General features: G+C 62.5%; 27 protein-coding genes. 21 read left to right on the forward strand and 6 right to left on the reverse strand.

Going from position 1 to position 25,050, the window contains the following annotated elements; all coding sequences use genetic code 11:
- Positions 1-66 precede the first annotated feature (66 nt).
- The 11 genes from glmS to groL all read left to right on the forward strand — a co-directional run bounded on the left by glmS (position 67) and on the right by groL (position 9,581).
- Positions 67-1,929, forward strand: coding sequence for a glutamine--fructose-6-phosphate transaminase (isomerizing) (gene glmS, locus QP994_RS04060; RefSeq protein WP_284865472.1), 1,863 nt, complete (start codon positions 67-69; stop codon positions 1,927-1,929).
- Positions 1,929-2,576, forward strand: a complete 648-nt coding sequence (locus QP994_RS04065; protein ID WP_284855799.1) for a sulfite exporter TauE/SafE family protein — start codon at positions 1,929-1,931, stop codon at positions 2,574-2,576. Before glmS ends, QP994_RS04065 begins: the two co-directional genes overlap by 1 nt.
- Positions 2,577-2,603: 27 nt before the next feature.
- Positions 2,604-3,698: an alanine racemase gene (gene alr / locus QP994_RS04070; RefSeq protein ID WP_284865473.1), complete on the forward strand. Its 1,095-nt coding sequence runs from the start codon at positions 2,604-2,606 to the stop codon at positions 3,696-3,698.
- Positions 3,682-4,179 (forward strand): tRNA (adenosine(37)-N6)-threonylcarbamoyltransferase complex ATPase subunit type 1 TsaE, encoded by a 498-nt coding sequence (gene tsaE / locus QP994_RS04075; protein ID WP_284855797.1) that lies wholly within the window; start codon positions 3,682-3,684, stop codon positions 4,177-4,179. Before alr ends, tsaE begins: the two co-directional genes overlap by 17 nt.
- A gap of 10 nt (positions 4,180-4,189) precedes the next feature.
- Positions 4,190-4,714 carry a hypothetical protein gene (locus QP994_RS04080; protein WP_284865474.1) on the forward strand — a complete coding sequence of 175 codons (525 nt, stop codon included), beginning with the start codon at positions 4,190-4,192 and terminating at the stop codon, positions 4,712-4,714.
- Between the two features lie 12 nt (positions 4,715-4,726).
- Entirely contained in the window at positions 4,727-5,416 is a 690-nt protein-coding gene (tsaB, locus tag QP994_RS04085) for a tRNA (adenosine(37)-N6)-threonylcarbamoyltransferase complex dimerization subunit type 1 TsaB (RefSeq protein WP_284855795.1), read from the forward strand.
- Between the two features lie 9 nt (positions 5,417-5,425).
- Complete coding sequence (rimI, locus tag QP994_RS04090; protein WP_284865475.1) at positions 5,426-5,917, forward strand: ribosomal protein S18-alanine N-acetyltransferase; 492 nt, start codon at positions 5,426-5,428, stop codon at positions 5,915-5,917.
- Positions 5,914-6,963 (forward strand): tRNA (adenosine(37)-N6)-threonylcarbamoyltransferase complex transferase subunit TsaD, encoded by a 1,050-nt coding sequence (gene tsaD, locus QP994_RS04095; protein ID WP_284865476.1) that lies wholly within the window; start codon positions 5,914-5,916, stop codon positions 6,961-6,963. Before rimI ends, tsaD begins: the two co-directional genes overlap by 4 nt.
- Positions 6,964-7,045: 82 nt before the next feature.
- On the forward strand, positions 7,046-7,492 hold the full coding sequence (locus QP994_RS04100; RefSeq protein WP_284855792.1) for a hypothetical protein: 447 nt from the start codon (positions 7,046-7,048) through the stop codon (positions 7,490-7,492).
- Between the two features lie 165 nt (positions 7,493-7,657).
- Entirely contained in the window at positions 7,658-7,960 is a 303-nt protein-coding gene (groES, locus tag QP994_RS04105) for a co-chaperone GroES (protein WP_034664178.1), read from the forward strand.
- Positions 7,961-7,979: 19 nt separating this feature from the next.
- A complete protein-coding gene (gene groL, locus QP994_RS04110; protein WP_284865477.1) occupies positions 7,980-9,581 on the forward strand; it encodes a chaperonin GroEL in 1,602 nt (533 codons plus the stop codon).
- Between the two features lie 52 nt (positions 9,582-9,633).
- Here groL and QP994_RS04115 read toward each other — a convergent pair whose 3' ends face one another.
- Together QP994_RS04115 and QP994_RS04120 are read right to left on the reverse strand one after the other, a co-directional pair.
- The gene (locus QP994_RS04115; RefSeq protein ID WP_284865478.1) at positions 9,634-10,743 is read right to left on the reverse strand and encodes an HNH endonuclease signature motif containing protein; all 1,110 of its coding nucleotides are present in this window, start codon (positions 10,741-10,743) and stop codon (positions 9,634-9,636) included.
- Between the two features lie 139 nt (positions 10,744-10,882).
- A complete protein-coding gene (locus tag QP994_RS04120) occupies positions 10,883-11,182 on the reverse strand; it encodes a WhiB family transcriptional regulator (RefSeq protein WP_284855789.1) in 300 nt (99 codons plus the stop codon).
- Positions 11,183-11,490: 308 nt separating this feature from the next.
- Between QP994_RS04120 and QP994_RS04125 the strand changes: the two genes are divergently transcribed.
- Both QP994_RS04125 and QP994_RS04130 read left to right on the forward strand, forming a co-directional pair.
- Complete coding sequence (locus tag QP994_RS04125; protein ID WP_284855788.1) at positions 11,491-12,066, forward strand: sigma-70 family RNA polymerase sigma factor; 576 nt, start codon at positions 11,491-11,493, stop codon at positions 12,064-12,066.
- 2 nt (positions 12,067-12,068) lie between these two features.
- On the forward strand, positions 12,069-12,851 hold the full coding sequence (locus QP994_RS04130; RefSeq protein WP_284865479.1) for a hypothetical protein: 783 nt from the start codon (positions 12,069-12,071) through the stop codon (positions 12,849-12,851).
- 21 nt (positions 12,852-12,872) lie between these two features.
- Here the strand turns inward: QP994_RS04130 and QP994_RS04135 are convergent, their stop codons facing one another.
- Positions 12,873-13,244 carry a DUF5319 domain-containing protein gene (locus QP994_RS04135; RefSeq protein WP_284855786.1) on the reverse strand — a complete coding sequence of 124 codons (372 nt, stop codon included), beginning with the start codon at positions 13,242-13,244 and terminating at the stop codon, positions 12,873-12,875.
- 128 nt (positions 13,245-13,372) lie between these two features.
- Here QP994_RS04135 and guaB point away from each other — a divergent pair, with 128 nt between their 5' ends.
- From guaB to QP994_RS04160, 5 genes are all read left to right on the forward strand, one after another.
- Positions 13,373-14,920, forward strand: coding sequence for an IMP dehydrogenase (gene guaB / locus QP994_RS04140; RefSeq protein ID WP_284865480.1), 1,548 nt, complete (start codon positions 13,373-13,375; stop codon positions 14,918-14,920).
- Between the two features lie 2 nt (positions 14,921-14,922).
- The gene (locus tag QP994_RS04145) at positions 14,923-16,137 is read left to right on the forward strand and encodes a GuaB3 family IMP dehydrogenase-related protein (RefSeq protein ID WP_284865481.1); all 1,215 of its coding nucleotides are present in this window, start codon (positions 14,923-14,925) and stop codon (positions 16,135-16,137) included.
- A gap of 163 nt (positions 16,138-16,300) precedes the next feature.
- Positions 16,301-17,209 carry a metal ABC transporter solute-binding protein, Zn/Mn family gene (locus QP994_RS04150; RefSeq protein ID WP_284865482.1) on the forward strand — a complete coding sequence of 303 codons (909 nt, stop codon included), beginning with the start codon at positions 16,301-16,303 and terminating at the stop codon, positions 17,207-17,209.
- A 4-nt stretch (positions 17,210-17,213) separates the two neighbouring features.
- On the forward strand, positions 17,214-17,948 hold the full coding sequence (locus QP994_RS04155; RefSeq protein ID WP_284865483.1) for a metal ABC transporter ATP-binding protein: 735 nt from the start codon (positions 17,214-17,216) through the stop codon (positions 17,946-17,948).
- Positions 17,945-18,859, forward strand: coding sequence for a metal ABC transporter permease (locus tag QP994_RS04160; RefSeq protein WP_284865484.1), 915 nt, complete (start codon positions 17,945-17,947; stop codon positions 18,857-18,859). Before QP994_RS04155 ends, QP994_RS04160 begins: the two co-directional genes overlap by 4 nt.
- On the opposite strand, the gene QP994_RS04165 is transcribed toward QP994_RS04160, so the two are convergent.
- Both QP994_RS04165 and QP994_RS04170 read right to left on the reverse strand, forming a co-directional pair.
- Positions 18,787-19,497 (reverse strand): metal-dependent transcriptional regulator, encoded by a 711-nt coding sequence (locus tag QP994_RS04165; protein WP_284855781.1) that lies wholly within the window; start codon positions 19,495-19,497, stop codon positions 18,787-18,789. The genes QP994_RS04160 and QP994_RS04165 overlap by 73 nt on opposite strands.
- Before the next feature lie 10 nt (positions 19,498-19,507).
- A complete protein-coding gene (locus QP994_RS04170) occupies positions 19,508-20,383 on the reverse strand; it encodes an EamA family transporter (RefSeq protein WP_284865485.1) in 876 nt (291 codons plus the stop codon).
- A gap of 42 nt (positions 20,384-20,425) precedes the next feature.
- Between QP994_RS04170 and guaA the strand changes: the two genes are divergently transcribed.
- Positions 20,426-21,997, forward strand: coding sequence for a glutamine-hydrolyzing GMP synthase (gene guaA / locus QP994_RS04175; protein ID WP_284855779.1), 1,572 nt, complete (start codon positions 20,426-20,428; stop codon positions 21,995-21,997).
- A 10-nt stretch (positions 21,998-22,007) separates the two neighbouring features.
- Here guaA and QP994_RS04180 read toward each other — a convergent pair whose 3' ends face one another.
- On the reverse strand, positions 22,008-23,105 hold the full coding sequence (locus QP994_RS04180) for a PspC domain-containing protein (RefSeq protein ID WP_284865486.1): 1,098 nt from the start codon (positions 23,103-23,105) through the stop codon (positions 22,008-22,010).
- 111 nt (positions 23,106-23,216) lie between these two features.
- On the opposite strand from QP994_RS04180, the gene QP994_RS04185 reads away from it, so the two are divergent.
- The gene (locus QP994_RS04185; RefSeq protein WP_284865487.1) at positions 23,217-24,350 is read left to right on the forward strand and encodes an ATP-binding protein; all 1,134 of its coding nucleotides are present in this window, start codon (positions 23,217-23,219) and stop codon (positions 24,348-24,350) included.
- Between the two features lie 10 nt (positions 24,351-24,360).
- A complete protein-coding gene (locus QP994_RS04190; RefSeq protein ID WP_284865488.1) occupies positions 24,361-25,032 on the forward strand; it encodes a response regulator transcription factor in 672 nt (223 codons plus the stop codon).
- Positions 25,033-25,050: the final 18 nt, after the last annotated feature.

Raw genomic sequence — 25,050 nt, forward strand, 5'->3', positions numbered from 1 at the left:
GGGCTGGTCCCGCGCCACGGGCGGACCTACTAGGGCGATGTTGCTTCATAGATTAATGTTGTCCGCATGTGTGGAATCGTGGGATACGTAGGTAAGCAGCAGGCTCTCGGCATTGCGCTCGAAGCTTTGCGACGAATGGAGTACCGCGGCTACGACTCCGCCGGCATCGCCGTGGTCGATCGTGGCCACATCAATGTGGCGAAGCGTGCCGGCAAGCTGCAGAACCTCGAAGACAAGATCGCGGAGATGGGTGCGGATGCCTTGGCAGGCACCACTGCCATTGGTCATACGCGGTGGGCAACGCATGGCCGCCCGACCGATGAGAATGCGCACCCGCATGTGTCCTTCGACGGTAAGGCGGCGATTGTTCACAATGGCATCATTGAGAACTTCGCGCCCCTGAGGGCCGAGCTGGAGCGCGAAGGCATCCAGATGGTGTCGGACACGGACTCCGAGGTTGCTGCGCATCTGTTGGCGAAGGCGTACAACGAGGGGGAGACGGCGGGGGACTTTAGGGCGGCGTCGTTAAGCGTGCTTAACCGTCTTGAGGGCGCGTTTACCGTGCTGTTTACGCATGCTGATCACCCGGACACCATCATCGCGGCGCGCCGTTCAACCCCGCTGATCGTGGGTGTGGGCGACGGCGAGATGTTCCTGGGCTCGGACGTAGCGGCCTTCATTGAGTACACGAAGGACGCGGTGGAACTGGCCTCTGATTCCGTCGTTGTGATCACGAAGGATTCCTACGAGGTGCTCAATTTTGACGGCAGCCCGAGCGAAGGCAAACCGTTCACCATCGACTGGGATCTGGAAGCCGCGGAGAAGGGTGGCTTTGATTCCTTCATGATGAAGGAGATCTACGAGCAGCCCGCCGCTGTCCGCGATACTCTCGCGGGCCACTGGGATGGCAAGCGCGTGGTGCTGGATGAGAACACGATCTCGGAGCGTGACTTGAAGTCCTTCGACCAGGTCTTCGTTGTCGCGTGTGGTTCGGCTTACCACTCAGGTCTGGCTGCGAAGTACGCGATTGAACACTGGGTGCGCATCCCAGTCCAGATCGAGGTGGCCTCTGAGTTCCGCTACCGCGACCCGGTGCTGGATGAGCGCACGCTCGTGCTGGCGATCTCCCAGTCCGGTGAGACCGCTGACACTCTGGAGGCTGTCCGCCACGCGAAGACGCAGGGCGCGAAGGTTCTGGCGGTGTGCAACACGAACGGTTCGCAGATTCCGCGCGAGTCCGACGCGGTGTTGTACACCCACGCTGGTCCGGAGATTGGTGTGGCGTCGACCAAGGCGTTCCTTGCTCAGGTGGCCGCGAACTACATCGTGGGTCTTGCTCTCGCGCAGGCGAAGGGCACGAAGTACCCAGATGAGATCCGTACGATCTGGGATGAGCTTGAGGCGATCCCCGCCAAGATCGAGGAGGCGCTGGCTAGCCACGACCAGGCGAAGCAGATCGCGTCGACGCTTGGTGCGGTGAAGACCATGCTCTTCTTGGGGCGTGGCGTTGGCTTCCCGATCGCGCTTGAGGGCGCGCTGAAGCTGAAGGAGCTCGCCTACATCCACGCGGAAGGTTTCGCGGCGGGCGAACTGAAGCATGGCCCGATCGCGCTGATCGAGGACGATCTGCCGGTGGTGGTCATCGTGCCGAGCCCGCGCGGGTTGCCACAGCTGCACTCGAAGATCGTGTCCAACATTCAGGAGATTCGGGCGCGTGGCGCGAAGACGATCGTCATCGCGGAGGAAGGCGATACCGCGGTGGAGCCGTACGCGAACTGGCTCATTCGGATTCCGCAGTCGCCGACGATCATGCAGCCGCTGCTGGCCACGGTGCCGTTGCAGTTCCTCGCGGCGTTCATCGCGCGTGAGTGTGGCAACGATGACATCGATAAGCCGCGCAACCTGGCTAAGTCGGTCACGGTCGAGTAGTGCTCGCGGCTCTCGGCTTCGCGTTCATTGACTCGATCAACCTGTTGTTGATCGGGGTCATCGTCGCGGTGGGTATTGTTGCACCTCGCTTTTCGACGACCGCCGCTTTGCTCATCGCTGGCGACTGGCTCGGGGTCGCATCCCTGGCTTTTTTGATGCTCGTGGTGTTCGACGGGCTCGGCGATGTGGTGCATCGCTTTGTCGATGGGCCGGTGTTTGGCATCTTGCTTGTTGCCACTGGTGTTCTCACTGCGGTGCTTGCTATGCGGGGCGGTGATAATTCCGGGCTTGTGCAGCGCATCATGCGGCCGTTGCGCACCCCTTCCGGGACGACCGTGCTGGTGGGTTTCGTGCTGGGCATCATCCAGTCGGCGACGTCGGTGCCGTTCTACGGTGGCCTGGCAGTGCTGTCCACAGCGGGTGTGCCGGTGGGGACGCGCTACGCCTTTCTCGTCTTGTACGCGACTGTCGCCTTGAGCTTGCCTACGTTCTGCGCCTTCCTCGTCGCCTGGGTTCGCCGCTACCCAGAGAGCCCTGCCGGCCGCATGTTTGAGGCGGCGCGGCAGAACTCCGCCGCCGTATCCGCTGGTGCGACGTGGGCCGTGGCGGTGCTGCTGGCCGGTCTGGGCGTGCTGCATCTGGTGTGATGGGTGGCGGCTGGCACAATAGCAGCCATGAGTCCCGCCACCTTGACCATTAACCTCGGTGCGATTGCGCACAACACCGCCGTGATGAAGCGAGTGGCGGGTGACGCCAAGCTCATGTGCGTGGTCAAAGCGGACGCGTATAACCATGGGGCGCAGCGAGTCATTCCTGTCATGGATGCCGCGGGCGCAGATGCGTTCGGAGTGGCCACCTTGGCGGAGGCCGCCCAGATCCGCCCCCTCACCGACAAACCGGTGTTGGCCTGGATCTGGCAGCCGGGGGAAGAGATCCCTGCGGGGATTGAGGTGGGGGTTCCCGGCCTGGAGCACCTGCGCTGGCTGGTGGACAACGGTGTGCGGCGCCCCGTGCACCTCATCGTGGACACCGGCCTGAACCGCTCCGGGATTGATGAGGAGGACTGGCCAGAAGCCTTCGATCTCGCTGCTGCTTCAGGCCTTCAGGTCCGTGGCCTGATGTCGCACTTTGCGTGCGCCGATGAGCCCACCCATCCTCACAATCAGGTGCAGCGTGACGCTTTTCAGCGGGCCATCGCCCTTGCCCGCACCCACGGGCTGGAGGTGCCGGTGAACCACCTGGCTAACTCGCCCGGCACGTTGACCGGCGCGGAGAATGCCTTCGGGATGGTGCGCCCAGGCATCGCGCTCTATGGCCTAGACCCGCTGGAGAGCTCTGGAGCGGACCTTCACCCGGCAATGACGCTGTCCGCGAGACTTACCGCCGTGAAGCGGATTAAGAAAGGTGAAGGCGCCAGCTACAGCCTGACCTGGACAGCACCGGAAGATGGCTGGACCGCCATCGTCCCAGTCGGATACGCCGACGGAATCCCGCGCGCTTGGCAGGACCACATCGAGGTGACCATCGGTGGCCAGCGCTACCCGCAGGTCGGCCGCGTGTGCATGGACCAATTCATCGTGTGGCTAGGCTCCGACCGCGCCGGCATTAACGTTGGTGACCAAGCAATCATCTTCGGCCCCGGCGGTATGAGTGCCGCCGAGCTGGCGCGCCGGGTAGGCACGATCCACTACGAGGTGGTGTGTGCGCCGGGTGGGCGTGTGGTGAGGGAGTACGTCGATAAGCAGGAGAGCCATGAAGCAACCGTTTGATTCTGCGGGAACCGTCGAATGCGCAAGCGCTGAAGACACGCGCGCATTCGGCCGCACGTTGGGGGAGGCGCTGGAGGCAGGTGACGTGGTCATCCTCGACGGCCCCCTTGGTGCTGGCAAAACCACCCTCACGCAAGGAATCGCTCAAGGCATGGGCGTGAAAGGGCGTGTGACCAGCCCTACCTTCATCATCGCGCGTGAACACAAAAACCCGACCGGCGGTCCCGCACTCGTGCACGTGGATGCTTACCGGCTCCTCGACAGCGTCGGCGGCACTGGCGCGATTGACCCGCTGGGGGAGTTGGATGCGCTTGACCTGGACTCTGAACTTGACAGCGCCGTCGTGGTGGCGGAGTGGGGCGGCGGCCTCGTGGAACAGCTGGCCACGCGCTACCTGCTAGTCACCCTCGACCGTGAGACGCGTGCACTTGAGGACCCGGAATCGCAGGCCCGCATCATCTCGTGGACGCCATCAGAGTAGGGTTAGTCCCATGCAAAAGCTGACTGCTAGCCAAAAAGGTTGGACCGCCATTGTCATCGCGCTGTGGGTCATTGCGCTCGCAGCCCTGATCTTTGTCATGCCGAGTTCGAGCGCTGCTTCCGGGCAGAAATCGCTCGGAGAGGCAGAAGCATCAGGTTCGCTGGCAACGACGCTCGCGGAGATGGAACCCCCAGCTCACGACGCCATCGCAGCCGAGATCATCGACCTGCGCTACGTGTACGGCCAGGAGATGCAGGGCTTTGTTCCAGTGTGCAACAACGAGCCGGAGCAGCTGGTGGACATGAAACTGCAGGCAGCCGGCGATCTTGCGGATCAGATCAAGCTTGACGGCAGCAACAACTACATCCTGCTGTTCAATGACTCGAGCGAAACCGCTGTCGCGGTTGATGCGATCCCGGCCAACGTGATGGACTTGTGTGGAGACAACTACTTCCAGGAGATCTTCAGCACAGAGCAGGGCTTCCCGGTTCATTATGACGGCGGCATGTGGCGCTTCGGCCCGCGTATTCAGTAGCCCCGTAGTCGCATGATTGTTCTTGCGCTTGATACGGCCACCACGGATCTGGTGGCCGGCATCGTTGATGCGCACTCGGGGGAGGCCCTCGCGGAGGTGGTCACCCCGACGCGTTCCCACAATGAGTTGCTTGTTCCTACCGTGATGGAACTGCTCGATTCAGCTGGCCTCGCATTCACCGACCTGGAGGCGGTTGTTGTGGGCTGTGGCCCCGGCCCGTTTACGGGCCTGCGCGTAGGTATGGCCACTGCGTCCGCATTTGGGCAGGCCCTGGGTGTGCCCGTGCATGGTGTGTGCACGCATGATGCGGTTGCTCGGCTTTTGCGCGGCTCCTCCTCCCTCGCCCTTACCGACGCCCGCCGCCGCGAGGTGTACTGGGCGCGCTACTCCGGTAGTGAACGTGTTGACGGGCCTCATGTGATCGCGCCTGACCAGCTTGAGATTGCGCCGGTGGACGTGTTGTCCGTCCCGGAGCATCTGCGTGAGAAGCTGCCGGAAGCCCTGATTGAGGCAGCGGGCACCGTGACGTACGAAGCGCCGCGCGCTGCCGCGCTTGTTGCCGTCGCGCGTAGGGCCGTGGAGGATCTGAGCGCGCCGGGCGAACCGCTCGTCCCGCTGTACTTGCGCCGCCCGGATGCGAAAGAACCGGCGCCGAAACCACTGTCTTCGGCGATTCCGCGCGTATCTATCGACGAGGAGTGACCACCCCCCGTGCGCATCCGTGAACTCCGACCCGCCGATGCCGTTGCAGCAGCGGCCATTGAAGCGGACCTCTTCGTCAATGAAAGCCCGTGGTCCCGCGACGTCTTCCTCGCGGAGCTCGCGCACCCCTACACCTTTTATGTTGGGGCATTCGTGGGTGAGGACGATGAGGAAGTTCTCGCCGGGTACGCCGGAGTGGCCCGCCTGGGACCACGCGAGGACCCGGAGTTTGAGGTGCATACGATCGCGGTTGCGCGTCAGTTCCAGGGGCGCGGCATTGGGCGCGTGCTCATGGACCAACTGGTGCATGCTGCGGATATGTACGACGCCCAAATGTTCCTCGAAGTCCGCACCGACAACGAGCCAGCCATTGCGCTGTACAAGAGTTATGGGTTTGCCGAGGTGGGAGTGCGCAAGGGATACTATCCCTCGACTGGGGCAGACGCGTACACGATGATGCGCCACTCCATCTCAGAGATGTCAGAGGAGTCAGAGCAATGATCATTCTGGGGATCGAGTCTTCCTGCGATGAAACAGGCGTGGGTGTTATTGATCTGCGGCCGGACGGCTCGATGGAGATTCTCGCCGATGTCGTGGCGTCCTCCATGGAGGAGCACGCCCGCTTCGGTGGCGTGGTGCCGGAGATCGCGTCGCGTGCTCACCTTGAGGCGATGCCGCGGGTGATGGAGAAGGCGTTGGCGGACGCCGGTATCACGAAACCGGACGCTGTTGCTGCAACGGTGGGGCCGGGTCTGGCGGGGGCGTTGCTTGTTGGCGCGTCCGCGGCGAAGGCCTATGCCGCTGCGTGGGGTGTACCGTTCTACGGGGTCAACCACTTGGGTGGGCACGTCGCCGTGGCCAATCTCGACGATGCGGATGAGCTGCCGCATTCCATCGCATTGCTCGTCTCCGGCGGACACAGCCAGATCCTTGAGGTCGACGCGGTGGGCAAGCCGATGAAGGAGCTCGGAAGCACGCTTGACGACGCCGCCGGCGAAGCCTACGACAAAGTCGCCCGGCTGTTGGGGTTGGGGTATCCGGGTGGGCCGGTCGTCGATAAGCTTGCGCGACGTGGCCGTCCGAACATTTCCTTCCCGCGCGCACTCTGGCGAGCTGAAGATCTGCGTGGCGAGCACCGCTACAACTTTTCTTTCTCCGGCCTGAAAACCGCGGTCGCGCGGTTTGTTGAGGCCGCTGAGCGGGCAGGCGATGTGATCAGCGTCGAGGATGTGTGCGCGTCCTTCCAGGAAGCCGTCGTGGACGTGCTCACCGCGAAAGCGATCATGGCCTGCGAAGACACTGGTGCGCGCACGTTGTTGCTTGGTGGGGGAGTCGCGGCGAATTCGCGGTTGCGGGAGCTCGCACAGGAGCGTTGCAGCGCTCACGGGATCGAACTGCGCGTCCCCCGTTTCGCCCTGTGCACCGACAACGGAGTGATGATCGCGGCGCTTGCGGCCCAGCTCATCCACGAAGGTGCGCAACCTTCCGGGTGGGACACGGCAACCGACACGGCGCTTGAGGTGGAGACCCCGCTCGTGCATTCTTAAATCTCACCGAGCGAAGTCCGCAGTTTCGGGTTAACGTGACAACCGCGTAAAAATTCACTTCCCGAAAGGACGCCCTCCCGCCATGAAGTCTCGCGATCATGAACGCTTTGGTTTTCTGGTGAACCCGGACCTGACCTACCGCCGGATCATCTTTGACATGGACCACGCGAGCCAGTTCCTCGGCCCAGTTGTCCTCGAGGGAGTACGCGTCGCGTTTTCTCAAAACGACACGCAGTACGAGGCGATCTACTCGCCACAGGCCCGTGAGAACCGTGCCGCGCCGAACCCTGTCGCGTCCATGGCAGCGAACCTTGCGGCGACGGACAACGCTAACTTCCTGCAGGACCCCACGTCTGCAATCTCCGGCCCGGTGATCTTTGTTGGCCGCGACGGGCACAGCATTGACGACGAGATCGTGGACCAAATCAAACAAGCCATCCGCGCCGTCCGCCACTACCGGGACGACAACCCAGAGGAATACGAACTCTGGCACAACGCGGTGCTCAACATGGGGACGGTGCAGGACTAGCCAGGACTAGCTCTGCGCGTGAGGGGCGGGGAGCCCCTTGGTTGTCGTTTAGCACTCGCATGGGTAGAGTGCTAAACAGGTTTTGGGCACAGTTTGTTCACCCGCGACGACGGCTGCGCACCGAGAAACCGTGTAATGAATCCAACTTTCACGAAAGGTTCAATCGTGGCAAACGTCAACATCAAGCCTCTGGAAGACAAGATCCTCGTCCAGATCGTCGAAGCTGAGACCACCACTGCCTCCGGCTTGGTCATCCCGGACTCCGCACAGGAGAAGCCGCAGGAAGCAACCGTCATCGCTGTTGGCCCGGGTCGCTGGGACGACGAGGGCGAGCACCGCATCCCGGTGGACGTCAAGGAAGGCGACACCGTGATCTTCTCCAAGTACGGCGGCACCGAACTGAAGTACAACGGCGAGGAGTACTTGCTGTTGTCTGCGCGTGACCTGCTGGCCGTCGTCGAGAAGTAAAAGGCGGGATTAATCCTCTATGGCAAAACTCATTGCATTTGACCAGGAGGCCCGCGAGGGCATCCAGCGCGGTGTGGACATCCTCGCCGACTCGGTCCGCGTGACGCTTGGCCCGCGTGGTCGCAACGTTGTGCTGGACAAGGCGTTTGGCGGTCCACTCGTGACCAATGACGGCGTGACCATCGCCCGCGACATCGACCTCGAAGAGCCGTTTGAGAACCTCGGTGCGCAGCTGGTCAAGTCCGTCGCTGTGAAGACCAACGACATTGCCGGTGACGGCACCACCACCGCGACGTTGCTCGCCCAGGCCATCATCAACGAGGGCCTGCGCAACGTTGCCGCTGGTGCGAACCCGATCGAGCTGAACAAGGGCATCGCCGCAGCAGCTGAGGCTGTTGTTGAGGAGCTCAAGGCTCGTGCAACCGAGGTGTCCTCCAACGAGGAGATCGCCAACGTTGCCACCGTCTCCTCCCGTGACTCCGTCGTCGGCGAGATGGTTGCTGGCGCCATGGACAAGGTGGGCAAGGACGGTGTTCTTACCGTTGAGGAGTCCCAGTCCATCGAGTCCTACGTGGACGTCACCGAAGGCATCTCCTTTGAGAAGGGCTTCCTCTCCCCCTACTTCATGACGGACCCAGAGGCCGGCCAGGCCGTCTTAGAGAACCCGCAGGTTCTGCTGGTTCGCAACAAGATCACCTCCCTGCCGGAGTTCCTCCCGCTGCTGGAGAAGGCCGTGGGCACGTCCCGTCCGCTGCTCATTATCGGGGAGGATATTGAGGGCGAGCCGCTGCAGACCCTCGTGGTTAACTCCATCCGTGGTGCGCTGAAGGTTGTTGCGGTGAAGTCGCCGTACTTCGGCGAGCGCCGCAAGGCCTTCATGGATGACCTCGCTGTGGTCACCGAGGCCACTGTCATCGACCCGGAGGTCGGCGTCAACCTCAAGGACGCGGAGCTTGACGTGCTGGGCAGTGCCCGCCGCGTCACCGTGACCAAGGACGACACCGTCATCGTCGACGGCGCTGGCTCTGCCGAGGCAGTGGAGAACCGCCGCGAGCAGATCCGCCGCGAGATCGAGAACACCGATTCCACCTGGGACAAGGAGAAGGCGGAAGAGCGCCTGGCCAAGCTGTCCGGTGGTGTCGCTGTCATCCGCGTCGGTGCTCCGACGGAGACCGAGGTCAACGAGCGCAAGCTGCGCGTCGAGGACGCCATCAATGCTGCCCGTGCAGCTGCGCAGGAAGGCATCATCGCCGGCGGTGGCTCCGCTCTCGTCCAGATCGCGGCGAAGCTCGAGGAGCTCGCTGAGAACTACCCGGGCGAGCAGAAGACCGGTGTGCTCACCGTAGCTCGTGCGCTGGTGAAGCCGGCCTACTGGATCGCGGAAAACGCAGGCCTGGACGGTTCCGTCGTTGTGTCCAAGGTCGCTACGCTGCCGAACGGTGAGGGCTTCAACGCCGCCACGCTCGAGTACGGCAACCTCATCGAGCAGGGCATCATCGACCCGGTGAAGGTGACCCACTCCGCTGTGGTCAACGCCGCATCCGTGGCCCGCATGGTGCTCACCACCGAGGCTTCCGTGGTGAACAAGCCTGAAGAGGAAGAAGCTGGTCACCAGCACTAGGCGATTGCTTATGCGCGAAGCGCTCCCACCCCCGGGGGCGCTTTTTCGTTGCCTAAGCTGCTTGGGCTGCTCGGGGGAACACCGTCTGCATGGCTCCGTAGGGGTGGATGTCGTTGACCACTGGGTAGCCCTTGGGGGAAATCCAGGTGGGAGTGCCGGTGAGCATCTCTACGTGGCCGCGGTGGGCAAGATGTGGATCGTCGTCATTGACGCGGTTGTGGTAGCGGCACAGTGGTGCGAGATTGTTCAAGTTGGTTTCCCCGCCGTTCTTCCACGCCTTGATGTGGTGCGTTTCGCAGAGATCCGCAGCCTGGTGGCAGCCGATGAACGCGCAGACGGGGGAGGTGGCTTTGGCCAAGTCCCGCTGTTTCTGGTTTGCAAAGCGCTGGCTGCGGTAGAGGTTGATGGCTCCCTCAGCGGGGTGGAAGATAGCTGCTTCGAGATGGTTGTCTGCGGTAGCGATGAAGCGGTTGAGGTATTCCGCGCCCGTCATCGTGGTGCCGTCCGTAAGCCCCAAGATGACCTCATCGCCTTCGCCGTTGAGGATCTGCACGTGTTGGTCGAGACCGATGAGCAACAAGGGTCTGGGGACTGCTTTCGCGACACCGCCTCCGTCCCGTAGGAGAGCAACGATTGCTTTTAATAGTTGCGGGCCGATCGGCTTTGAAGGGTCTAGGTCCTGGTAAGCCGCGAATTTGAGGTCGGCGGCGGTACGCTCATCCATGGTCAGCGTGACGGTGGTCTTGCCCATATTCGGAACGCCGAAGGTGGCCTGCTCGCGTGGCGGGGTTTTCTCCTTGGCTGGGACGATCCGCTTCGCCAAGGCAAGGAGAGCTGTGCAGGTACGCGAGACGTGCGCGGCGGCACTTAGCATCTTCATGCGGTAGCTATGGCGCCGAGTAGCGTGAGAAATGTGTTTTACAGCGCGCTCGATCTGCGCGAGCAATCCCAGGCTTAACCCCAACGCCCGCGCTTTATCGCGCGCTTTTTGCTGTTTGGCGGAGGATAAGTTCTCCCCGTAATACGCCTCATGAACTAATTTCCAGTTATTCACCGCGGATTGTTCAACACCGGCATCAAGCGCCCGCGATTTATCAAAGTGCTCTAACGTATCGATGCCTAAAGAGCTATGGGCATCCAACAAATCATCAAAAGTTTTCATGCCCCGACGGTAACCGCGCCAAAACCCCTGGGTAAAGGGTTTTTGAGATTTCCCACAATGTAAAATTTTATGGAACCAAACAGGGGGTTAAGGCAGTCTAAGTAAGGTTGGGGGCTTTTAGACGTCGATAAGCGAGAAGCTAGTTTGCGGCGACCTTGACGCGACGTAGCGCAGCCTGGCGCTCGGACTCGCTCATGCCACCCCAGATGCCGTACGGCTCCGCAACCGCAAGCGCGTGAGCACGGCATTGCTCGAGGACAGGGCAGGAAAAGCAGATCGCCTTCGCGCGGTTCTCGCGGTTCGCACGGGCGCGGCCACGCTCCCCGTCGGGGTGGTAGAAGACCTCAGATGCCTCGCCGCGGCATGCGCCGTGGAGTTGCCAATCCCAGAAGTCCGCATTCGGGCCGGGCAGCTGCTGGGGCATGGAAAGAGCAGGCATATACATCTCCGTGTGTGAAACCTATGACGAACGTTATCTCGCGCAGTGTGCAAGGCAATGGTGAACAATTGGTTTCTGCCAGGTTTCACACAGTTAGATGTGATCTAGCACGTTTCATTTTGATCTGCCTGACGTGCGCAAATGTTTGAAGGTGAAACGTTAGTGAATTGTTGGTTACGTCACGCTCACAATGCTGTGCGGTGAGCCATGGGATTTAGGGAGATCACGCGACCGGCGCGTAGGATGTTGCCGGTGCAGGTCTGTTATACCTGCGAGCCCTGCCCATTTACGAGAAAAGGAGAGACGTAATGGCCTCAGCTGACGCGGACCAACGTCTCGCCGAACTCGTACCGTTAGCCCAGGCAGGGGATACTGCGGCGCTCCAGGACATCATCAAGATTGTGCACCCGATGGTGCTGCGTTACGCCCGCGCGAGGATTAGCGCGGGGCGCACTCCCACCGCGGAGGATGTTGCCCAGGAGATCTGCCTGGCCGTGGCCACGAGCGTGGGGAAGTATCAGGACACTGGCAAGCCGTTCATGGCTTTCGTGTATGGCATTGCGTTCAACAAGGTTGCGGATGCGCACCGGGCGCTAGCGCGCGACAAAACAAACCCGACAGACGAGGTCCCTGACCAGGAATTTTCCGGCGCTACCCCCGAAGATGCAGCGATGGTGGCGGCAGGAAGTAACAGAGTGCGCGCTTTGCTCGATCTGTTAAGTGACAAGGCGAGAGAGATTGTCATCTTGCGTGTGTTTGTCGGATTGTCTGCTGAAGAAACAGCGGAGATCGTCGGCAGCACTGCAGGAGCGGTCAGAGTCGCGCAGCACCGAGCGCTTGCCACTCTCCGGCGGGCACTCGAAGAGGAAGTTCAGGGAGGGTAGATATGGAGCCAATGTCGCAGTTTGGCCGTCATCGCCGTCGTGATGAGCACGACGTTGAGGCAGATGACGCCTTCCTGACCTCGCTTTCGCACGGTGTTGATCCGTCGGATGGTGCAGATGAGCTCGCGTCGCTGCTGCTGGGTCTGCGGGATGAGGTTGAAGCGCCCATGCCGGCCGCCCCGCTTATCGACGAAGCCGTGGCCCCCGTCACCTCCCTCACCGAACGCCGTGCTGCGCGGGAGGCGTCGCGCCGTTTCCGGACGAGCCCGTGGATGGCCGGTCTTGTCGGCGCTGCTGCGGCCACCGTCGCCGTTGCCGGGACCGGTGCTGCGCTGTATAGCGCCACCCCGGGGTCTGTTCTGTGGGGCCCGTCTCAGGCTGTTTTTGGTGAGCGTAAGAATGTTGTGGAGCTGGCCACCAAGCTCGACGAGATTGAAAACATGACTGAAAGCGGCAACTTGGCGGGCGCAAAGCTGCTGATTGATCAGCTGCGTGAGTCCATGAACCTTGAGCGCGGCACCTCGGCACCGGGGGCTTCAGCCCCGAAGGAGACCGTTGTGGTCACGCCTGAACCGGAGCAGCCCTCAGAGGAGAAGTCCCCGGAGACGGTCACCGTGACTCTTGAGCCCACTACCGTCACCGTGGTGGTGACGGAGCAGCCGAGCGAGGCCACGGCCACCGGCACATCTACGGCGCCATCGAGTACCCGTCAGAGTTCGCCGGCAGCGCCGACCACGACGATTATCCTGCAGTCTGATCCGGCGGCCACGCAGTCTTCGCAGTAAAAGCGTTACTTTCGCGCGTACCTAGCGCGCGTCGAGGCCGTCGAGGTACCCCAGCGCGTAATCCCAGGGCACGTAGGCCTGGAAATTCGGCTGAGCGCTGGGCTCATGCACTGGGGGCAGTTGGCTGTTGAGGATGGCGATCATGTTGTTGATCATGATGTCCCAGTCGTAGAAGTGCATCTCATCGCAGTCTTCGCAGATGAAGGTGATGCCGAGGATGCCGCGGGGCTCAAGCACAAGCTTGAATTCGCGGGTCTGGGCCAGATCGCGGAGGACGGCTTCGCGCTCCTCCGGTGTGAGGGGTGCGGGGGCTTCGTCGTCCTCGATGAAGGACGCCGGGTCGTTGGGGTCGTCGGCGAACGGGTCACGAGGCATCATCGAGTCGAAGAACATGCTCCCAGCCTAGGCAAGGCTCTAACAAGGGGCCATTTCGGGGGCATCTGCTCTCATTGGGGGAGTAGGCGGATTACCCACTATGCTTGCTGGCTAGAAGCGGAAGCGAGATACAGCAAGGGAGCGACATGGGTAACATCTTCGGTTCTAATAATTCCGGTGAGAGGGTACATACCGGCGGGGATGACCCGTCGAAGGTGCTTCTGCGTGGTCTGACCTTTGACGACGTGCTGCTCCTACCTGCGGAGTCCCACATCGTTCCGGGGGAGGTGGATACCTCGGCGCAGTTCACCCGCAATATTCGTTTGGGTATGCCGATTGCGTCGGCAGCAATGGATACGGTGACGGAGTCCCGCATGGCCATTGCCATGGCGCGTCAGGGCGGCATTGGTGTGCTGCACCGCAACCTGTCGGCGGAGGACCAGGCGGAGCACGTTGATGTGGTGAAGCGTTCGGAGTCCGGCATGGTCACGGATCCGGTGACCGCTACGCCGGGCATGAGCATCAGCGATGTGGACGCGCTGTGCGCTCGTTTCCGTATTTCGGGTCTGCCGGTGGTGGATGAGCAGGGTGTGCTGGTGGGCATTATCACCAACCGCGATATGCGTTTTGAAGCTGATTTCTCGCGCCCGGTGTCCGAGGTCATGACGCCGATGCCGCTGGTGGTGGCGCAGGATGGCGTGAGCAAGGAAGAGGCGCTCCAGCTTTTGTCGGAGAATAAGGTGGAGAAGCTGCCGATCGTCGATAAGCAAGGCAAGCTCACTGGCCTCATCACCGTGAAGGATTTTGTGAAGACCGAGCAGTTCCCCAACGCCTCGAAGGACAGTGAGGGGCGTCTGCTCGTCGCGGCGGGCATCGGCACGGGCGAGGATTCCTACAATCGTGCGGGCCTGCTTGTCGACGCTGGCGTGGACGCCCTCGTCGTCGACTCCGCCCACGCACACAACAACCGCGTCCTGGAGATGGTTGCGCGGGTGCAGAAGGATTTCGGTGACCGCGTCGATGTCGTAGGCGGCAACCTGGCCACCCGCGAGGCCGCTGCCGCGATGATTGAGGCGGGTGCGGATGCCATCAAGGTGGGCATCGGTCCGGGCTCCATCTGCACCACCCGCGTGGTTGCCGGTGTGGGTGCCCCGCAGATCACCTCGATCCTGGAGGCGTCCGTGCCGGCGCATGCTGCTGGCGTTCCGGTCATCGCTGACGGCGGCATGCAGCACTCCGGTGACGTGGCTAAGGCGCTCGCTGCTGGTGCGTCGACGGTCATGCTCGGCTCCATGCTTGCTGGCACGAAGGAAGCGCCGGGCGACATCGTGGTCGTGGGTGGCAAGCAGTACAAGCGCTACCGTGGCATGGGCTCCATGGGTGCGATGCAGGGCCGTGGCCTGACGGGTGAGAAGCGTTCCTTCTCCAAGGACCGCTACTTCCAGGCTGACGTGACCAGCGAGGACAAGCTCGTGCCGGAAGGCATTGAAGGGCGCGTGCCGTACCGCGGTGAGATTGACTCGATCACCCACCAGATCGTTGGTGGGTTGCGCGCGGCGATGGGCTACACCGGTTCTGCCTCCATCGAGGAGCTGCAGACCAAGCGCTTTGTCCAGATCACCACCGCTGGCCTGCGTGAGTCCCACCCGCACGACATCACGCAGACCGTCGAAGCACCGAACTACAGGGGTTAAGCATGCGTGATTACGTTGAAATTGGCATTGGCCGTGAAGCGCGTCGCGCGTACGGCTTGAACGAGATCAACATTGTTCCGTCGCGTCGCACGCGTTCTTCGAAGGACGTTGATCTGCGCTGGCATATCGACGCCTACACGTTCGACATCCCCCTCGTCTCCCACCCGACGGACGCTCTGGCTAGCCCTGAGTTTGTCATCGAGATGGGCAAGCAGGGCGGCCTCGGCGTGATCAACGCTGAGGGCCTGTGGGGCCGTCACGCGGACCTGGATGCGGCGATCAAGAAGGTCATCGAGCCGATTCTGTTCGCTGATCAGGACGTGCATGGCTTCCGTCAGCCGGGCGTGGCGGAGCTGCAGGAACTGCACGCTGCTCCTCTGGATACGGATCTGTTGTCTGAGCGCATTGCTCAGGTGCGTGACTCCGGCGTGACCGTGGCTGTTCGTGTGAGCCCGCAGAACGCTCGCGAGCTGGCGCCGATTGTGGTGAAGGCTGGTGCGGAGATGCTGTTCATCCATGGTGAGAACATCTCCGCCGAGCACGTCCAGGAGGGTGGGGAGCCGCTGAACCTGAAGGAGTTCATTGGTTCCCTCGAGGTGCCTGTCATTGCCGGTGGTGTGTCGGATTACACCACTGCACTGCACCTGATGCGCGCTGGTGCGGCTGGCATCATCGTGGGACAGGGCTCCACCACCTCGCCGCTGGCGCTGGGTATTGATTCCAACCTGGCTACCCAGATCGCCGATGTTGCGGCGGCGCGCCGTGAGTACCTCGACGAGACTGAGGGCCGCTACGTCCACGTGATCGCCGATGGTGACATTGACACTAGCGGTGAAATCGCCCGCGCCGTTGCCTGTGGTGCGGATGCGGTCATGCTGGGGCAGCCGCTCGCTGCTGCGGCCGAGGCTGCTGGACACGGCTTCTACTGGCAGTCTCAGAGCGCACACCCGCGCTTCCCGCGCGGCCTGATCACTCAGACCGAGTACGGCTACGGCTGGGTTGAGGCAGGTCTGGCGAGTGATGGTGGCGCATCCCACGAGGACATCATTGCCGCGAGCGGTGCTGATCGTCCGAGCCTGGAGACCGTGTTGCATGGTCCGTCCACGAGCACGTGGGGTGGCTACAACCTCGTCGGTGGTTTGCGCCGTGCGATGGCGAAGTGTGGCTACACGGACATCAAGAGCTTCCAGAAGGTGAGTATCACCGTCTCGCAGTAGTTTTCCGCGCTCCTTCTACGGCCGCCTGGTGGGTTTTCCGCCGGGCGGTTTTCTTTGGTTTGGCTTACCTTCGTCAAGCGGTGTAGTCTTGCGAAAAGAAAAGTACGGCAAGACGTACTTTAGAAACTGCAATGACGGAATATCGTTCTGATGGGAGATGAAAATGGCCATAGCACGGAGATTCGCAGCGTTTGCGGCAGCGGCAATGCTGCTGGTGGGTTGTGCACCGGCGACGGAAGAGGAGGCCGCGGAGAAGCCGACGGTGTTGACCACCTTCACGGTGATCCAGGACATCGCGCAGAATGTGGCGGGGGAGCACCTCACGGTTGAGTCCCTGACCAAGCCGGGCGCTGAAATCCACGGCTATGAGCCAACGCCGGCGGATATTCGTCGCGCGACCAACGCGGACCTCATCCTGGATAACGGCCTGAACCTGGAGAACTGGTTCTCTCAGTTCGTGGAGGACAGTGACGCACCGCACGTCACCGTGACGGACGGCATCACCCCGATTGACATCACCGAGGACGAAGGTGCCGGCCTGCCTAACCCGCACGCGTGGATGAGCCCGCTTGAGGTGAGGACCTACGTTGACAACATGGTCGCAGCCTTCTCTGAGCTTGATCCGGAGCACGCCACCGACTTTGAGCGCAATGGTGAGGATTACAAGAATCAGCTCCAGGAGGTCCACGACGGAATGGTGGAGGAGCTGTCCCAGCTGCCGGAGAAGCGCCGTGCGCTGGTGACCTGCGAAGGGGCGTTTTCCTACATGGCACGTGATGCTGGGTTGGAGGAGCGCTTCATTTGGGCAGTGAACTCCGAGAACGAGGCGACTCCGCAGCAGATTTCCCGCGCTATCGAGTTCGTGAAGGAAAACGACGTCCCGGCGGTCTTCTGTGAGTCCACTGTTTCGGATGCACCGATGCAGCGCGTGGTCGAGGCCACCAACGCAACCTACGGTGGCACGCTCTACGTGGACTCGCTCTCGGAAGAGGGTGGCCCGGTGCCGACCTACCTCGACCTGATCAAGCACGACGCAGACGTCATCACTAAAGCTCTGACCGGAAAGGAATAGAGCGGTGAACCAACCAAATGCCATCTCGGTGCGTGATGTCACCGTGCATTACGGCAGCGTGCTTGCTCTCGACGGCGTCACCCTGGACATCGCGCCGGGGCGCGTGTGCGGACTCGTCGGGATGAATGGCTCCGGTAAATCGACGCTGTTCAAAACGATCATGGGCCATATCCGGCCTGACGTGGGCACCGTGGCCATCAACGGCCAGGACCCCGCTGCTTCACGACGTTCCGGCGTCCTCGGCTACGTCCCCCAACGCGAAGCAGTGGACTGGGACTTCCCGGTCAGTGTCCGCGACGTGGTCATGATGGGCCGCTACGGCCAGATGGGTTTTACCCGCCGACCACACCGCAAAGACATGGAAGCGGTGGAGCACGCGCTGGAACGCGTGGAGCTCACCGAATTCGCCGACCGCCAGATCGGGCAACTGTCCGGTGGCCAGCGCAAACGGGCATTCGTCGCCCGGTGTATTGCGCAGGGGGCGGAGATTATGTTGTTGGATGAGCCGTTTGCGGGCGTCGATAAGCGAAGCGAAGCAACGATGACCCGGCTCTTTCGTGAGATGGCGGCGAGCGGATCCACGATCTTCGTGTCTACCCATGATCTGCCTGCGCTGCCTGACCTGGCGGATGAGGCGCTCCTGCTGTACCGCCGCGTGCTCGTGCATGGGCAGCCCGCGGAAGTCCTGAAACCAGAGAACCTCGCTGCCGCCTTTGGCTTGGATGTGATGAACCAATGATGTCTTTCCTCCTTGACCCCTTTGCCTACGACTTCATGACGCGCGCACTGGCAACCAGCCTTGTCGCGTCTGTGGTGTGTGCGGTGCTGTCATGCTGGCTGGTGCTCATCGGCTGGTCACTCATGGGCGACGCGGTGTCCCACGCAGTCTTCCCCGGCGTGGTGGTGGCATACCTGCTCGGCGCGCCTTTTGCTGTGGGGGCCGTGATCTTCGGCTTCCTCGCGGTCGGCTTGATCGGCGTGGTGCGCGACACGAGCCGCCTGAAAGAAGACGCCGCGATCGGCATCGTCTTCACCACGCTGTTCGCGTTCGGCCTTGTGCTCATCTCCGTGACGCCATCGCACACGGACCTGAATCACATCATCTTCGGCAACCTGCTCGGTGTGTCCAAAGCTGACCTCGCGCAAATCCTCGTGCTGGGTGCCATCACGCTAGCGATCCTCCTGCTCAAGCGACGCGACTTCACTCTGTTTGCCTTCGACCCGATCCACGCTCACGCGATCGGGCTGCGCCCGAAAATGATCGGTGCGGTGCTGCTCGCGCTGCTGGCGTTGACATGCGTGGTTGGGCTGCAGGCCGTCGGTGTCATCCTCGTGGTGGCCATGCTGATCATCCCCGGCGCGACCGCCTACCTGCTGACCAACACGTTCAGCCACATGCTGATCATCGCGCCGGTTATGGCGGCGGGATGCTCTGTGGTTGGCTTGTACGCCAGCTATTACCTGGATGCGTCGCCGGGCGGGCTCATCGTCGTGGCGCAGGGCGTGGTGTTCCTACTGGTGTATCTGTTTAGTCCGAGCCAGGGCATCATCACGAAGCTGATGAGGAAGAAGCCTGTCTACGCCGAAGTAGGGGAGGCTGTGGAGACGAACAACGCATCCGTAGCGATGTTGCCCAGCGGCACGGCCTGAGAAGCCTTATCGACGGTCACCTCCAGCGCCTCCGAGAACGGCGCACCTTCCGTGACCGTCAGGACAGCGCCGACGACGATGCCGTTTTCCTCGAAGTGCTTGAGCAGCTCCGGGTCCGAGTCCGAAATCCTTTCGACGGTGACCCGGAGTTTTTCTGTGCCCTTTTCCATGGCCGCGGCCAGGTCGGTGAGGCTGCGGGCATCCAGCGCTGGCACGGTACCGTCCGCGGCAGGGATGGGATCTCCGTGCGGGTCGCGCTCCGGGTGGCCCAGGAACTCGTCGAGCCGAGCGACGAAGAAATCGGAGACCGCGTGCTCCATGTTCTCGGCCTCGTCGTGGACCTGGTCCCAGGTGTAGCCGAGGGTGTCCACCAAGAACGTCTCGATGAGTCGATGTCGCCTGATCATGGCTACGGCGTAGGTGCGGCCCTCGTCCGTCAGCTCCACGGAGCCGTACGGTGCGTGGGAAATCAACCCCTGCGAACCTAGCTTGCGCATCGCGTCAGACACCGAGGACATGCGCAAACCCGTCTGCCGGGAGATCAACGTTGCGGTGACGGGTTCAGCCGACCATTCCGTGAGACTCCAGATCACCTTCAGGTAGTTCTGGGTCGAGGTAGACAGGTCGTTTACGGACATAGGAATCACTCTATACGGGTTGAGCTCTTTTCTTACCGCGCCCTTGCATTGCCTGAATGACCGCGGCTGCGATCACCAGAAGGATCGCCGTGAACTTCATTCCCGAGATGTGCTCCGACAGCAGCAGCCAGCCGAAGAATGCGGCGATGGCGGGCTCGAGGGCGAGGAAGATGGCGAAGGTGTTGGGGGTGAGACGTCGTAAAGCAATAAGCTCCAGCGAGTACGGCACGAGCGACGCAAGAACCGCGGTGCCCAACGCGATGCCGAAGAGGCGGGAATCCGACATGATCGTGAGCGAGCCCTGCCAACCCAGCGGCATGAGGGCGAGGCCGCCGATGAACAGCGCCACCGCGAGACCACCCTGGCCGGGAACCGAACTGCCCGCGCGCTTCGAGGCAAGGATATACAACGCCCAGAACACACCCGCAGCCAGCGTGAAAGCAACGCCAACCGGGTCGAGCGGATAGCCGTTGTAGGAATTGATGCCCAGCAGCAGCATGCCGGTGAGCGCAAGGGCCACGCAGATCGCGTCGCGCACGGAGCGCGACAACAGCGCGGCGAGAGTCAGTGGGCCGAGGAACTCGATGGTCACTGCGGTGCCGAGGGGGATCCGCTCGATCGCTGTGTAGAAACAGCCGTTCATGAACCCCATGGTCAACCCGAACGTGATCACGGCGCGCCACTGATCCGAAGTCCAAGCCCAAAAGTGCGGACGGCTTGCCGCGAGAAGGATCACCGCCGCGAGAAGCAGGCGCAACGATGCCGTTGCCCAACTGCCGGCGTGCGGGAACAACTCAACCGCCAGGGCCGCCCCAAGCTGCAGCGAAATGCACGAGCCGATGATGCACGCAACGCCAAGCGGTGAGGTTGGAGAAGGAGCGGTCATGGCGGTTCAGTCTATTCAGACCATGCGTTAAACTTTGAATCCGTGACTACCTCTCCAACTGCTAACGCGCATCCGCGCCCAGTCCTTGTTGTGGACTTCGGCGCGCAGTATGCACAGCTCATTGCCCGTCGCGTGCGTGAAGCGCGCATCTACTCTGAGGTCGTGCCGCACACGATCACGGCTGAAGAATTGAAAGCTAAGGGCCCGGTTGCACTCGTGCTGTCCGGCGGCCCGTCGTCTGTGTATGAGGACGGTGCGCCGAAGCTCGATCCGGCCATCTTCGAGCTGGGCTTGCCCACGTTCGGCATTTGCTACGGCTTCCAGGTGATGACTCAGGCGTTGGGTGGCACCGTGGCCAAGACGGGTTCGCGCGAGTACGGCCGCACGAAGATGGATGTGTGCGGTGGCGTCCTCCACGCTGGCCTGTCGGAGCAGCATTCCGTGTGGATGAGCCACGGCGATTCCGTGACGCAGGCGCCGGAAGGTTTCGAGGTCACCGCGTCTTCTGAGGGTGCACCGGTCGCCGCCTTTGAGAACGCGGATCAGCGTATGGCGGGCGTGCAGTACCACCCGGAGGTCATGCACTCGCCGCACGGTCAGCAGGTGCTCACCCGCTTCCTCACGGAGATCGCGGGGCTCGAGCAGACCTGGACGGCGTCGAATATTGCAGAGCAGCTTATCGACGCTGTCTCGGCCCAAATCGGCCCCGACGGCCACGCCATCTGTGGTCTGTCTGGCGGCGTGGACTCCGCTGTCGCAGCGGCGCTGGTGCAGCGTGCGATCGGCGACCGTTTGACCTGCGTGTTCGTTGACCACGGTCTGCTGCGCCAGGGCGAGCGCGAGCAGGTGGAGAAGGACTTCGTGGCCGCAACCGGCGCGAAGCTGGTGACGGTGGATGAGCGTGACGCCTTCCTGAGCAAGCTCGCCGGCGTGACGGAGCCGGAGGCGAAACGTAAGGCGATTGGTGCGGAGTTCATCCGTTCCTTCGAGCGCGCCGTGGCCTCCGTGCTGGAGGGGGAGGACGTGGGCTTCCTCGTCCAGGGCACCCTGTACCCGGATGTTGTGGAATCCGGCGGCGGCACGGGCACCGCGAACATCAAGAGCCACCACAACGTGGGTGGCCTGCCGGACGATGTGGAGTTCGAGCTTGTCGAGCCGCTCCGCCTGCTGTTTAAGGACGAGGTCCGCGCTGTTGGCCGGGAGCTGGGTCTGCCGGAGGTTATTGTGAACCGTCAGCCGTTCCCGGGCCCGGGCCTGGGTATCCGCATTGTCGGTGAGGTGACGTCGGAACGCCTAGAGACCCTGCGCAAGGCCGATGCCATCGCCCGCGAGGAACTCACCCGCGCTGGCCTGGACGATCAGATCTGGCAGTGCCCGGTGGTCTTGCTCGCAGACGTTCGCTCCGTCGGTGTTCAGGGTGACGGCCGCACCTACGGCCACCCGATTGTGCTGCGACCGGTTGCTTCCGAGGACGCGATGACCGCCGACTGGGTGCGCGTGCCGTACGAGGTGCTGGAGACGATCTCCACCCGCATCACAAACGAGGTGGAGGACGTCAACCGCGTGGTCGTGGACATCACGTCCAAGCCACCGGGAACCATCGAGTGGGAGTAGCGGACTCCACTTACTCAGCAAACTGCGCGGACACGGATCCGATGCGGTGCTCCACATTAATCGTGAGCAGCGCGCCATCCTTGTCCGCGTTTTGCTTTCCTGTGGGGCAGGTGGCTTCGCCGATGGTGGCCTGGCAGTGCACCTCAACCGGCACGTTGTTCGGCAGCAGGATGTTGATCTCGCCGATGCCGTTGTTGAAGTTGACGGTTTTCGGCTCCTTGAGTGGTGCCAGGTTCGAGAGGTCAACGTTCATCTCGCCAACGAGGTAGTTCACGTCAGGGATGGTTTGCGCATCCTCGTAGGAGAGATTCACTTCACCGACGCGGTCGGCGACCACTTCACCGACGCGGTCGGCGACGCTAGAGGCGAACACGAGAGGTGTTGCAATGATCAGTGCAAGCGGAATCCACAGCCACAGGAGCGAGCCCTTCTTTTTGGCCTCCGGTTCCGGGGCGGGCTCTGGGGCAGGTTCAGGATCGGGCAGGTGCCACAGGCCCGGTGCCGTGCCCAACGGGTCCCATGCTGGGGGAGTGGGGGCCGCTGGTTCTGTGCCGGCCGGGTGTTCGTAGCCCTCCGGTGCGGTGAACTGTGCAGTCACTGGCGGCTCAGACGGCGCTGTGGGCGGGCGAGGCGTTTGCTGAGTAGGTGGCACAACGAGTCCTTCCGGCGGGACCGGCGTGCGCTGATGCAGCGCCCACCAGGCCACCGCGGCGAGCGCAAGGCCACCGATGGAGGAGAACACGCGATCGCCGTTTGTAGCCACGGACAAGGTGGGGAAGAAGAGAATGAGCAGCACCAGCAGGACCCAGCCGGTGGTGCGGTCTTCGCGCTCCGCCTCCGTCAGTTCTTCATTCGGCCGCGAGATCACCTGCGCGGGGCAGGCGGCCATGCCAAAGCGCGGCATGAGGAAACCACACAGCGTGTAGGCGAACAGGCCCACGCCAAATACGAAGGACAAGGCCACAAACGCCACGCGGACAAGCAAAGCATCCACGCGGTAGCGCACCGCGATGCCTTCGCAGATGCCGGCGATGATTGCGTTTCCGCCCTGTTTCTTCGGGATGCGGGGTGGGCGGGTGTCCCACATTTCCTTCAGTGTCTCGTTCATGGTTCCAGTATGAAATGCAGGGGCGCGGAGCGGTATCGGGAATGACCCTGGTTTTTGGATTTCAGGGTTTACCCTGATTCGCACCGCGAACAAGCATGCAAAGATAAGCGCATGTCCTATTCCAACGGTGCCTACCCGCGTTTTGTGCGCGTGGAACAAGGCCGAGTTGTCGCAGGTGTCGCCGCAGGGTTGTCGGCGCATTTGCGTATCGACGTCACCTGGGCCCGCCTCGCCCTCACCCTCAGCTCCATTCTCGGCGGGATGGGGGTTCTGCTGTATGCGGCGCTGTGGGTGTTCAGCCCGGTTGGCACACCAAAGGATCCGGTGATTGACCACTACCGCGTCGGGGGCACTGTGAATGCCCTCATGATCGTGGGGTCGTTTGCGCTGTGGGCGCTCTCAGGGGTGGGGAGCGGCTGGTTCTTCCTGGTCATCGCTCTGGTGGCTCTCGGTGCCATGCTCGCGTGGCAGGCCTATGACCGTGACATGCGCACCACTGGCTCCGTCGTGCTGCTGGTGTGTGGTGCGGTGTTGGTCATGGGCGGTGTCGTGGTTATCGCCCTGATGGGGGATGGCAGCGGGATCACCGGCGTGATCTTGGCGGTGCTCGCCACCGTCGTGGGTGTGGGCATTCTGGTGGTGCCGCTGATCGTGCGACTGTTCCGCTCGCTCGTGCAGGAGCGCGAGGAGAAAGCGGTGGCGGACCAGCATGCTGTTATTGCGGCTCACCTGCATGATTCGGTGTTGCAGACACTCGCGCTCATTCAGAAGCGCGCGGATGATGCGGAGGAGGTTGCACGTCTTGCTCGCGGCCAGGAGCGTGAGCTGCGTGCGTGGCTTTATGGCGCCCCTGCGACTCCCGCCAGCTTCTTCACTGCTCTTAACGCCGCGGCGGGTGATGTCGAGGACATGTTTAACGTGCGCATCCAGCCCGTCACCGTCGGTGAGGACCTGGACATGAGCGCCGATGTGGAACCCATTGTCTTGGCCACGCGGGAGGCGATGGTCAACGCGGCGAAGCATTCGGGCGCAGCCACCATCGACGTGTACGTGGAGCACATTGCTGGTGAGCTCAGTGTGTTCGTCCGGGATCGCGGAACTGGGTTTGATGTGGAGGCCATCCCGGCGGACCGGCACGGCATCCGCGATTCCATCACCAGCCGTATGGAGGGCGCCGGGGGCACCGCCGTGGTGAAAACCGCGCCGGGCGAAGGAACAGAAGTGGCACTCACGTTGCCACTGTAAGGTCGAGATCATGCAGCCTGTCCGCGTTTTTCTTGTCGACGATCACTCCGTCTTCCGCTCCGGCGTCCGCGCCGAACTGGCCGGTGCTGATTCCGCCGCGGCGATTGAGGTCGTCGGCGATGCCGGCACTGTGGCCGAGGCCGTTGCTGGTATCGCGGAGACGAAGCCTGACGTTGTCCTTCTGGACGTGCACATGCCGGATGGCGGCGGCCTCGCGGTAATCACGCAAGTGCCCGGCCCGCAGTATCTGGCGCTATCTGTGTCCGACGCAGCGGAAGATGTGATTGCGCTTATCCGTGCTGGTGCCCGGGGTTACGTGACCAAGAACATCGACGGCCCTGAACTCGCCGAAGCCGTGGTGCAGGTGCATGGCGGGGACGCCTACTTCTCGCCCCGCCTCGCCGGGTTCGTCCTCGACGCCTTTGCATCGGCTGGGGTCGTGGAGGATCCGGTTGGGGAGCCGGAGAAGGTGGGGGAGGGGGAGCTCGTCGATAAGCTCACGCGCAGAGAGCTCGAAGTGCTGCGGTTGTTGGCGCGCGGGTACACGTACAAGGAGATTGCGGCGGAGCTCTTCATCTCTGTGAAGACGGTGGAAACGCACGCGTCGAATGTGTTGCGCAAGACGCAAACCTCGAACCGGTACCAGCTGACGCGGTGGGCGTCGCAGCGCTCACTGGACTAGAAAGCCTGTTCGGCCACG

The sequence above is a fragment of the Corynebacterium sp. MSK044 genome (assembly GCF_030232825.1).
GTDB lineage: Bacteria > Actinomycetota > Actinomycetes > Mycobacteriales > Mycobacteriaceae > Corynebacterium.

Excerpts from the sequence above, each read along its gene's own strand:
- glmS (WP_284865472.1), top strand. The coding sequence starts at position 67 with ATGTGTGGAATCGTGGGATACGTAGGTAAGCAGCAGGCTCTCGGCATT.
- alr (WP_284865473.1), top strand. The coding sequence starts at position 2,604 with ATGAGTCCCGCCACCTTGACCATTAACCTCGGTGCGATTGCGCACAAC.
- tsaE (WP_284855797.1), top strand. The coding sequence starts at position 3,682 with ATGAAGCAACCGTTTGATTCTGCGGGAACCGTCGAATGCGCAAGCGCT.
- QP994_RS04080 (WP_284865474.1), top strand. The coding sequence starts at position 4,190 with ATGCAAAAGCTGACTGCTAGCCAAAAAGGTTGGACCGCCATTGTCATC.
- tsaB (WP_284855795.1), top strand. The coding sequence starts at position 4,727 with ATGATTGTTCTTGCGCTTGATACGGCCACCACGGATCTGGTGGCCGGC.
- tsaD (WP_284865476.1), top strand. The coding sequence starts at position 5,914 with ATGATCATTCTGGGGATCGAGTCTTCCTGCGATGAAACAGGCGTGGGT.
- QP994_RS04100 (WP_284855792.1), top strand. The coding sequence starts at position 7,046 with ATGAAGTCTCGCGATCATGAACGCTTTGGTTTTCTGGTGAACCCGGAC.
- groL (WP_284865477.1), top strand. The coding sequence starts at position 7,980 with ATGGCAAAACTCATTGCATTTGACCAGGAGGCCCGCGAGGGCATCCAG.
- QP994_RS04115 (WP_284865478.1), bottom strand. The coding sequence starts at position 10,743 with ATGAAAACTTTTGATGATTTGTTGGATGCCCATAGCTCTTTAGGCATC.
- QP994_RS04120 (WP_284855789.1), bottom strand. The coding sequence starts at position 11,182 with ATGCCTGCTCTTTCCATGCCCCAGCAGCTGCCCGGCCCGAATGCGGAC.
- QP994_RS04125 (WP_284855788.1), top strand. The coding sequence starts at position 11,491 with ATGGCCTCAGCTGACGCGGACCAACGTCTCGCCGAACTCGTACCGTTA.
- QP994_RS04130 (WP_284865479.1), top strand. The coding sequence starts at position 12,069 with ATGGAGCCAATGTCGCAGTTTGGCCGTCATCGCCGTCGTGATGAGCAC.
- QP994_RS04135 (WP_284855786.1), bottom strand. The coding sequence starts at position 13,244 with ATGTTCTTCGACTCGATGATGCCTCGTGACCCGTTCGCCGACGACCCC.
- guaB (WP_284865480.1), top strand. The coding sequence starts at position 13,373 with ATGGGTAACATCTTCGGTTCTAATAATTCCGGTGAGAGGGTACATACC.
- QP994_RS04145 (WP_284865481.1), top strand. The coding sequence starts at position 14,923 with ATGCGTGATTACGTTGAAATTGGCATTGGCCGTGAAGCGCGTCGCGCG.
- QP994_RS04150 (WP_284865482.1), top strand. The coding sequence starts at position 16,301 with ATGGCCATAGCACGGAGATTCGCAGCGTTTGCGGCAGCGGCAATGCTG.
- QP994_RS04160 (WP_284865484.1), top strand. The coding sequence starts at position 17,945 with ATGATGTCTTTCCTCCTTGACCCCTTTGCCTACGACTTCATGACGCGC.
- QP994_RS04165 (WP_284855781.1), bottom strand. The coding sequence starts at position 19,497 with ATGTCCGTAAACGACCTGTCTACCTCGACCCAGAACTACCTGAAGGTG.
- QP994_RS04170 (WP_284865485.1), bottom strand. The coding sequence starts at position 20,383 with ATGACCGCTCCTTCTCCAACCTCACCGCTTGGCGTTGCGTGCATCATC.
- QP994_RS04180 (WP_284865486.1), bottom strand. The coding sequence starts at position 23,105 with ATGAACGAGACACTGAAGGAAATGTGGGACACCCGCCCACCCCGCATC.
- QP994_RS04185 (WP_284865487.1), top strand. The coding sequence starts at position 23,217 with ATGTCCTATTCCAACGGTGCCTACCCGCGTTTTGTGCGCGTGGAACAA.
- QP994_RS04190 (WP_284865488.1), top strand. The coding sequence starts at position 24,361 with ATGCAGCCTGTCCGCGTTTTTCTTGTCGACGATCACTCCGTCTTCCGC.